The sequence below is a fragment of the Gordonia polyisoprenivorans NBRC 16320 = JCM 10675 genome, from assembly GCF_000241325.1.
Classification (GTDB): domain Bacteria; phylum Actinomycetota; class Actinomycetes; order Mycobacteriales; family Mycobacteriaceae; genus Gordonia; species Gordonia polyisoprenivorans.
The window spans coordinates 39,269-49,139 of record NZ_BAEI01000067.1 but is presented as its reverse complement, the minus strand read 5'-3'; the positions used below and the strand labels follow the sequence as shown (position 1 = coordinate 49,139).

General features: G+C 67.2%; 7 protein-coding genes. All 7 read left to right on the top strand.

The window, feature by feature from the left end; translation table 11 throughout:
• Window positions 1-653 precede the first annotated feature (653 nt).
• On the top strand, window positions 654-2,174 hold the full coding sequence (locus GOPIP_RS17425) for a sugar transferase (protein ID WP_006371066.1): 1,521 nt from the start codon (window positions 654-656) through the stop codon (window positions 2,172-2,174).
• Between the two features lie 158 nt (window positions 2,175-2,332).
• Window positions 2,333-3,400 carry a glycosyltransferase family 4 protein gene (locus GOPIP_RS17420; RefSeq protein ID WP_006371065.1) on the top strand — a complete coding sequence of 356 codons (1,068 nt, stop codon included), beginning with the start codon at window positions 2,333-2,335 and terminating at the stop codon, window positions 3,398-3,400.
• A 14-nt stretch (window positions 3,401-3,414) separates the two neighbouring features.
• Window positions 3,415-4,494, top strand: a complete 1,080-nt coding sequence (locus GOPIP_RS17415) for a glycosyltransferase family 4 protein (RefSeq protein ID WP_050955285.1) — start codon at window positions 3,415-3,417, stop codon at window positions 4,492-4,494.
• On the top strand, window positions 4,491-5,600 hold the full coding sequence (locus GOPIP_RS17410) for a polysaccharide pyruvyl transferase family protein (protein WP_006371063.1): 1,110 nt from the start codon (window positions 4,491-4,493) through the stop codon (window positions 5,598-5,600). Before GOPIP_RS17415 ends, GOPIP_RS17410 begins: the two co-directional genes overlap by 4 nt.
• Window positions 5,597-7,000, top strand: coding sequence for a hypothetical protein (locus tag GOPIP_RS17405; protein WP_006371062.1), 1,404 nt, complete (start codon window positions 5,597-5,599; stop codon window positions 6,998-7,000). Before GOPIP_RS17410 ends, GOPIP_RS17405 begins: the two co-directional genes overlap by 4 nt.
• Window positions 6,987-8,444, top strand: a complete 1,458-nt coding sequence (locus tag GOPIP_RS17400; RefSeq protein ID WP_006371061.1) for an MATE family efflux transporter — start codon at window positions 6,987-6,989, stop codon at window positions 8,442-8,444. The genes GOPIP_RS17405 and GOPIP_RS17400 overlap by 14 nt, the downstream gene beginning before the upstream one ends.
• Entirely contained in the window at window positions 8,410-9,870 is a 1,461-nt protein-coding gene (locus GOPIP_RS17395) for a tyrosine-protein kinase domain-containing protein (protein ID WP_210738848.1), read from the top strand. Before GOPIP_RS17400 ends, GOPIP_RS17395 begins: the two co-directional genes overlap by 35 nt.
• The last annotated feature ends 1 nt before the right edge of the window (window position 9,871 follow it).

Here is a 9,871-nt window from a genome sequence, read left to right as displayed (position 1 = left end):
CGTTCTCGCCATTCATGGCGGGTTTCTTCGGCATTCTTTGGGTCGCCTGGAATCGCGGAACGGTGGATTCACAAGAATCTGGAATCCAATCTCGCAAAGCTGGCATTCGGGATCAGGGAGAAATGGCACAGAAACCCATCCTTAGCTGGTGGTTTACATAGCGGAAATACGCGAAACCATACACAAGAAAGCACTGTGAAGAGCGTCACACCCGCTGGGATCAAGCAATCTGGACTCTGGTCCGTAACGCCACGGTCGTCCTGACTAACCAGCCCGCGCATGCTGGTCACGGCGTCGCCGGCGGCGGCCGGTCGGGTATTTGTTGAGCAAAGCGAAGAATCTCCGATAATCGCGTTCGCTGCGGCTGTCAAACGGTGGGGAAGTCACAAAAGAATTCCAATCCGGCGTTGTGGTCCGGGTAAACGGGGGTTAATGTTGACCCGTGCTAAAGATCAACGGGATCTTGTCAACTGTCCCGCATTGATTGATTCACGTGAACATGGCCGAAGAGTGGTTCGGGGCGGTCATGGGCCCGCGCAAACAGCGCGCGGGTTGGCTCGGCGAAGAGGCCGAGCCGCGAGGAGGCCGGCGGTGGCGATGACGCGACCGTCGGGCCGACATCGCCCCACCGAGATCTGATCGTGGGAGGTGTGGTGAGTCCGTCAGGGCAAGCATCGGCGCTGAACGTGTGGAGTTCAGACGCAACACAAGACAGCAATCCCGACATCGGGGCACGTCGTAGTCGCCCCCAATGGAGCAAGAAGTACCTGGCCCGGCTGGCCATCTCCGACGCGGTCATCGTGATCGCCGCGGTCACCGTCGCGCACCTTCTCCGGTTCGGCACCGGCAACCCGTTCGGCCAGCGCGGACAGGTCGAGATCCCGGCCACCAGCGTGGCCCTCATCCTGATCATCCTGTGGCTCATGGCTTTACGTGCCAACCACGCGCTGGATCGTCGCGTCGTCGGGTCCGGCCCGCAGGAGTACAGCCGCGTGGCCACGGCCTGCTTCGCCGTCTTCGGCGCACTGGCGATCGTCGACCAGATCTTCCGGCTGCAGATCGCCCGCGGCTTCCTGCTGCTGGCGCTGCCGCTGGGCACCATCGCCCTGCTCGTGTCGCGATATATCTGGCGCCGCAACCTGTCTCGTCAACGCCGCAACCGGCTGAACATGGAAAAGCTCCTGGTCGTCGGCAGCCGCGACACCGCGACATCGCTCGTGCGCCGGCTCACCCACACACCCCAGCTCGGGTACGACGTCGTGGGGGTGTGTCTCCCGCGCACCGTCGCTCCGCTGCCCCCACACATCGAGGTGGGGGAGCATGCGATCCCCGTTCACGGTGACCTCGACGACGTGCTGGCGGCAGTCGACTCCGCCGACGCATCGGTGGTGGCAGTCAGCTCGGCCGAGGTCCTCGGCCCCGACGCGATGCAGGAACTGTCCTGGGGTCTGGAGCGCGTCGACGTCGACATGCTCGTCGCCCCCGGCGTCGCCGACGTCGCAGGCCCCCGACTCACGGTGCGCCCCGTTGCCGGACTTCCGTTGCTGCACATCGACAAACCCCGCTACGAAGGCGCCAACCGATTCCGCAAGGCGCTCGTCGACAGGGTGGGCGCGGCGGTGTTGATCCTGGCCCTGGCGCCGGCGATGTGCCTGGTCGCGCTGGCGATCGTGCTCGACACCGGCGCCCCGATCTTCTACCGCGCTACCCGGATCGGGGTGAACAATGCGCCGTTCCAGATGTGGAAGTTCCGGTCGATGGTGGTCGACGCCGACCGCGTCAAGGCCGATCTCCGCGCACGCAGCGAGGGCAACGGCGTCCTGTTCAAGATGCGTGACGACCCGCGAATCACCCGGGTCGGCAAGATCATCCGCCGCTACAGCCTCGACGAACTGCCCCAACTGTTCAACGTCATCGGCGGCACGATGAGCCTGGTCGGCCCGCGCCCTCCGCTACCCGACGAGGTTGAGCAATACGACGGGCGGATCGCACGACGCATGCTGGTCAAACCCGGGATGACGGGGCTCTGGCAGGTGTCGGGCCGCTCGGATCTGTCCTGGGAGGACTCGATCCGCCTCGACCTCTCCTACGTCGAGAACTGGTCGATCATGCAAGACGTCCTGATCCTGTGGCGCACCGTCCGGGCGGTCTTCGACAAGACAGGAGCCTACTGAGCGCCCCTCAACCTGGACGCCCCAAAGACCCCGGACGGCGCCGTCGGGTGCTGAGTAACCCCGCCCCCCGCGAGTACCCGCCGACGCCGTCCGGTCCATTCCCCCCCAGAAGACATACACCACCGACATCCACGACCGACGCGAGAAACGAGAGCCCGATGTCGTACCCGACCCATACCCCCCGAATCCTGCACACCACCAACGTCTATGACGGCGGCATCAGCCGGGCGGTGGAGAAGATCGTCTCGCTGACCCCGCAATACGAGCATCATCTGCTGGCCGCGGGCGGATCGGTCGGCTCCGGTGCCGCCGAGTTCGCGTCGGTCACCGAACTCTCCCGAGACCCGTTGCGCGCCATCGGCGACCTGCGCACCCGGGCCCACCAACTGCAACCCGATCTGGTGCATGCGCACTCCAGCTGGGCCGGATTCTTCTGTCGCGCCGCGGCCCTGCCGGTGCACACGATCTACCAGCCACACTGCTTCGTGCTGCAGGACCCGCAACGCGCCGGCTGGAAACAGGGCGTGTTCCGGGCCGCCGAGCAACTGCTGAGCCTGCGTAAACACACCATGGTGGTGCTGACTCCCGAGGAGGAGTCGGTGGCGCGCAGCATGATCGGCGTCCGCCTCGGCCGCGCCCACGTCGTGCGCGTACCCAACGCCGCGCACCGCGAACCCGCCGACCCGCTGCGCACCGCGACACAACCCTGGCATGAGCGGGCCCGGGTCGCGATGATCGGCCGGATCTGCCCGCAGAAGGACCCGCGGTTCTTCGCCCAGCTCGCCAAGGCACTACAGCGCAAACATGAAGACGCCGAGCTCATCTGGATCGGCGACGGCGACCCCGACGCCAGGCGACTGCTCGAACACAACGGGGTGACGGTGACCGGCTGGGTGGGCGACGACGAACTCGACGCGCTGCTCCGCTCGATCGACGTCTACGTGCACAGCGCACTGTACGAAGGGTTCCCACTGTCGGTCCTCGACGCCGCGAGCTACCGCATCCCCACCGTGGTCCGCGACATCCCCTGCTTCGACGGCACCCCACTGGTCTGCGAATCGACGGTCACCGAGGTGGCCGAACAGATCCACCACATCGTCGCCGACGACGACTACCACGACGAGGTCGTCGACCGCACCGTGCGGGTGCTCTCGACGATGAACAAGACCAAGCAGCGTCAGGCCTTCGTCGACTGCTACGACGCCTGCCTCGCCGAGGGAGCCTAGCGGTGCGGGTGGGTATGCCGAGGCGCATCCTCGACCGCCACGTCGGCGGCAACACGACCTACGCGCGGTCGCTGGCCGGGCAACTGCGCGACCGCGGCCACACCGTCGGCGGATTCGGCGGACTCGGCCACCCGCTGGCCAACACCGTGCGCGAGACCGCAGCCGGAATCCGTTCCACCGAGCTGGATCTCGTACACTACGTCGCCGATACCGGTCCACTGGTGCGCACGCGTGTCCCGTCGGTGGTCACCGTCCACGGCGTGGCCAGCAGATGGATCGACACCGGCCGCACCCCGATGGCCGAACGGATCTGGCGCACCCGGGTCGCGCGTGCCATCGACTCCTGCGACCGCATCATCACCGTCTCGCAGGCCAGTGCCATCGACGTCGCGGAAGTCTTCGACGTCGACCCGAACCGTATCGACGTCATCTACCACGGCATCGAACACACCGGCATCGAACACACCGGCATCGAGCACACCGGAATCGAGCACACCGAAACAGAAGGCCCGGCGCCCGCCCAGACCGACGAGAACGACCCACCGGTCCGCACGACCATCCGCGACCTCGACGACTACATCCTGTATCTGGGAAACCTGGAGCCCCGCAAGAACGTCACCGCGCTCATCCGCGCCATGGCCGACGTCCCCGCCGGGGTGACGTTGGTGATCGCGGGCAAACCGGCGTGGGCCGCCGACGCGATCATGGCCGAGATCGCCAACTCGCCCCGGGTCGTCCACCTCGGATTCGTCAGCGACTCCGAGCGCGAACACCTGATGCGTCACTGCCGACTGTTCGTGTTCCCCAGCCGCTACGAGGGTTTCGGGCTACCGGTCCTCGAAGCGCTGGCACACGGCTGCCCGGTGCTGTGTTCGCGGCGCGGCGCACTCGCCGAGGTCGCCGGTCCCGCCTTCGAACTCGCCGAGATCGACGAGTCGGCCATCGCCGCGGGCATCACCGACGCACTGGCCGCCGTCGCCGACGATGACACCCGCACAAGGCTCGCCGACGCCGGACGTGACTGGGCCCGACAGTTCAACTGGCAGCGCAGCGCCGAGGCGCACCTGGCTGTCTACGAGGAGTTACTGACATGAAAGTCGCTCTGCTGCACTGCTACAGCTCCGACAACCTCGGCGACGGCATGCTCGTCGACCGGGCCGTGGACCTGATCACCGAAGCACTCGGCCCCGACACCGACATCGACCTCGTCGCGGCATACCCGGAATCCTTTCAGTACCTGGGTCTTCGGTGCGTGTCGAGCAAACCGGGATCACTGGGCGAGGCGCGCCGCTACCTGCAGGTACTGCGCAACCTCGACGCCTACGACCTCGTCGTCGGAGTCGGCGGCGGGTACCTGCGATTCGGGTCGGGCGTCGAATCCGCCAAGACCGCCATCGTGCACGGACCGCAACTGCTGGCCGCCGGCCGCACCCACACCCCGACGGTGTACCTCCCGCAGAGCATCGGACCCAGCCGCGGCGCCGCACGACGCCTGGTACGCACCATGATCGGATCGCTCGACGCCGTGTGCCTGCGCGACGACCGCAGCATCGAGGAGCTCGGCACCGCCCCCAACATCGAACGCATCCCCGACGTCGCGATCATCAGCGGCTCGGTCGCCGACCGCGGCACCGACGACGCCGCCGCCCCGGGCCGCACGACCATGCCGCGGGTGGTGCTCTCGGTCCGGTCGGTCCGCGGCACGCTCCCGCGTCCGGTCACCGAACTCGCCGGGATGCTCGGCAAATTCGACGGCTACGTGCAGAGCGCGGTCGCCGGGAACAACGACACCACCGTCATGGAATCACTCGGCCCGGCCGAGATCCTCACCCCACGTGAACTCCTCGACCCGCGCGCCGAACCACGCGTGGTGGTGGCGATGCGCCTGCACGCCGCGTTGATGGCCCTCGAAGCCGGCCACTACGTCATCCACCTCGCCTACGAACGCAAGGGTTTCGGAGCCTTCGCCGACCTCGGGCTCGACGTTTACGTCCACCACTTCCGCAGCTTCACCCCGGCCGTGGTCGAACAACAGGTCGCCCGACTCCTCGACGATCCCGCCGAACGCGCGACCTACGACCGACTGCTCGCCCAGCGCGCCGACGCCCACCGCGCCCGGTGGCGCGAACTGCGGGACCGGTTGCGCACCAGCGTCGGCCTCACCCCCGAACTCCACGCGCTGGCGGGGCATCCGGGATGACGGCGCCCGACCTCGCCGCACCGCAGGCCGGCCCACCCGGGCGGGCGGAGCGGTCGCGCAGCGCGCCGGCCGGGTTGGCGCCGGGCGAACACGGCTTCCGCCTGATGATCCCGTGGTGGTTCCACCCGCTGTGGATCGCCGCGATCTTCGTTGCGCTGCTGCCCATCTCGGCTGCGTTGATCCCGACGAGCGCATTCACCCTGTGGAAGACCCCGCGCTACATCGACGCCACCATCGGGATGACCGGCTTCCTCTCCGGCCTGAGCCTGCTGGTGGGTCTGGCGGTGTTCACGCTGCGGGTGCGGCCCGGGGTGACGATCGTGCGGGTCAGTGCCTCGGCCGTGGCGCGGCTGCGGGCGATCGCCGTCGGCGCATTCGTGTTGGCGCTCTTCGGATACGGCATCTGGATCGCCCTGTCGTTCCTGCGCGGGACCACCGTCACCGACTTCGTCAACGTGATCACCCTGCAGGAGGGTGCGATCAGCGCGCTGAAGAAGATGAACCCTCCGGTCGCCGGGATCACCACCTTCACCCAGCTCGGGCCGGTCGCCGCCGGGGTGATGATGATGCTGCGCCGCATGGGTGTGCGCGCCTACACCTGGCAGATGGTGGTCCTCGTAGCCCTGGCCGTCTACCGCTCGTTCTTCTACGGCGAACGCCTCGCGATCATCGAGGTCGGTCTGCCGCTGATCTTCCTGTACTTCGCGGTGCAACCGATGCGCGCGGGCACGGCGCCGGGCGCACAGATCGCGCGGGGCGGACCCATCGAACGCGTGATGCGAAAGACCGCACCGTTCTTCGCGATCCCGGCCATCTGGGGTCTGTTCGCGGTGTTCGAATACTCCCGCAGCTGGCTGTACTACCGCAACATCGTGACGACGAGCTTCACCGAGTACATCTCCACCCGACTGGCCGGCTACTACGTCACCACCGCCAACAACAGCGCCATGTACCACGCGGCCGTCGCCGGCAAACCACACGACCCGTACTACTCGTTCGCCGCGGTGTGGGACGGGCCGGGGATGTCGATGATCGCCGGACGACCCGAGATCGCCGGCCTCGACCCGCAACAGTGGTGGAAGATGATGCTGGAGAGCAGCGCCAACCCCGAGTTCAACAACCAGGGCACCTTCCTCATCACCGACGCCGACCTCGGCACACCGCTGTCGATGCTGTACTGGTTCCTCCTCGGCCTCGCCGTCGGCTACCTGTTCTACCGCGCCACCCAGGGCAGCCTCGTGTCGCTGCTGGCCTACTCGCTGACCATCATGGGTCTGCTCGAGGTGTCCCGGATCATCTACTGGTCCCAGGGCCGGTTCATCCCGATCCTGTTGGCGCTGTTGGTGATCGCCGTCCTGCTGCCCGGGCCGAAACGTCGGGAGATCCATGCCTCCGGGTAAGTCGCTGCGGCAGAAGCTGTCCCGGCCGGGCCCACGGGCCCGGGCGATGGTTTTCGGTGCCGGTGACCAGGCCGTGGTCAGTCTGGCCAGCTTCTTGTTCCTGGTGATCGCCGCCCGCTACCTCGACACCGCCGAACTCGGCTTGTTCGCCGGAGCCATGGTGTTCTACCAGGCGCTCACGGCCATGGCGCGTTCGGTCACCGGCGAACCGCTCGTCGTCCTCTGTGGTGACAAGAACGGTGGCGACAAGAGCGGTGGTGGCAACGGCAACGGGCACAACGGTAACGGGGGCAACGGTAACGGGGGCAACGGTAACAACGACATCGACGCCGGCGAGCTCCGCCGCGCAGTCGTGTGGGTCTCGTTGATCGTCCCGCTGATCCTGGCTGTGCTCGGCGGCATCGGATTCGCCGTCATCGACAACCGGCTGGTGCAGATCTGCTGCCTGTGTCTGGTGGTCTCGCCGATCATCCTCGGCTACGACACCCTGCGCTTCGTCTACATCTCCCGGCTCGACACCGCCTCACTGCTGCTGCTCGACGTCGTCGTCGCGATCGCCCAACTGTCGCTGCTCGCCGCGACCCTCGCCGGCGGCGGCAGTGCCGATCAAGCGATCCTGGTGATGTTCGCCGCACCCGTCGTGCCACTGGTGATCCACCTGATCCGCGGCGGGATACCGGTACACCCGTTGCGCCGGTGGGTGACGACGGCGCGCCCCTATCTGGGTAGCTTCTTCTACGAGTCGGTGTGGGGTGCGCTGCTGCAATGGGCGCTGGTGTTCGTCATCGCCGCGGTGTCCGGGGTCGCCGACGTCGCCGCCTTCCGCAGCGTCATCGTCATCTACGGACTCACCAACGTCGTCACGAATTACCTGCGCAGCGTGGTGTTGTCGCACATCGTCACCCGCGGCCGGCTCACCCGCGCCGACATCGGCACCGACACCGTGGGCATGACCGCGACCATCGCCGTCACCATCGGCACCTCGATGCTGATCCTGCTGATGCTGCCCGACTCGCTGGGCCGTGCGCTGCTCGGCGACACCTGGGCGCACGCCGCACCATTCATCCTCATCGGTGGCCTGGCCCGGTTCTCCGCGGCGATGGAAGCCGTCCCCGGAGTGCTGGTACGTGCCGCGCGCCAGACGTGGTCGGTGGTGCGGGTGCGCACCATGGTCGGGGCGCTCGCCCTGATCGTCTGCCCCCTCGGCGCCTGGCTGGGTTCAGTCACCGGTGCCTTCGTCGCGATGATCGTCATGTCGTGGGTACTGATCGCGTCACTGTTCGTGCTGCTGTTCTCCCGCGTGCCCGCCGGTGCGCCCGCATCGCCCCCATCCCCACAAACGTTGCGAGCCAACCGCGATGACGCGGTCGGTCGCTTCCAGAAGAGCGTCAACCAGAGAGGTAGCAACCATGCGAGTCGAGTCGGTGTCGGTGGACACGAATGACCCAGGACGGGTCGCTCCCGTGCTGGACGCGGTACGCCGTGGCTGGTGGATCGTCCTGGCCTGCGGGATCGTGGTCGCCCTGTGCGGCTTCGGGTACTCCATGCTGCAGAGCCCGGTCTATCGGGCCACCGCGGCGGTGTATGTGACATCCGGATCGGAGGCCTCGGCACAAACCGCCTATCAGGGATCGCTGGCCTCCCAACAGCGCGTGGCCTCCTACGCTGAACTGGCCTCCTCCGACGAGGTCATCGACCGGGCCATCAGCCAGGGCAACCTCGGGATGAGCCGCGACGAGGTGCGTGAGGCGTTGCAGACCTCCGCCAAACCCGACACCGTGATGCTCAACATCAGTGCCGACGCCGGCTCGTCGGAGAAGGCCGCGCAGATCGCCAACGCGGTCGCCGACAGCCTGTCGGGATATGTGGCGACCCTGGAGAGTCCGGCGGCCGGCGGTCAACCACTGGCCAAGGTCACCCCGGTCACCCACGCCGAGAGCAAAACGCAGGCAGTGTCACCCAAACCCGTCCGGGATACGTTGCTGGCGTTTCTCATCGGCATCGTGCTCGGTCTGATCGTGCTGTTCGTCAAGAACCGCTTCGACCGCACCGTCACCTCCACCGCCGATCTCGAGGACATCGGGTCAAGCCTGATCTTCGGGTCGCTGCCGTTCTCGGCGGACCTGCGCGACACCAGTCTGGTGCCGTTCAACAAGGGGGCCTCGGCACTGGCCGAGGCGTTCCGGATGGTGCGGACCAACCTCGCCTTCGCCAACGTCGACGACCCGGTCCGGGCCATCCTGATCACCAGTGGTGGTGCGGCCGAGGGCAAGACGACCACCGCGGTCAACCTGGCACGCTGCCTCGCCGAGGCGGGCAAGACGGTGATCCTCGTCGACGCCGACCTGCGTCGCCCGGCGGTGGCCACCGCACTCGAGATCAACCCGCACGTCGGCCTCACCGACTACCTGGGCGGCGAGGGCTCGATCATGGAGTTCGTCCAGCCCAGCGGCACCGAGCGGCTCAGCATTCTCGCCGCCGGGTCGGTGCCGCCCAATCCGGCCGAACTCGTCGGCTCGCGCCGCGCCGCCGACGGTATCGCCGAACTACGCGAACGGTTCGACTTCGTCATCATCGACTCACCGCCGGTACTGCCGGTCACCGACGCCGTCGTGATGTCGCAGTGGGTGGATTGCGTGGCGCTGGTGGTGCGTTCGGGTAAGACGCTGGCTCCCGATCTGCGTGCGGTGACCAGCCAGTTCGAGGTGGCCGGTGTCGCGTTGCTGGGCTTCGTGCTCAACGGTGTCCGACGCGGCACCAGCGCCTACTCGGGTGGCTACACCTACTACAGCAACGATCTGGGCAAGCCCAACTCCACCGCATCCGTCGAGGGCTCGACGCCCCGCGGCCGCCTGGGTGCACGGCGGTGAG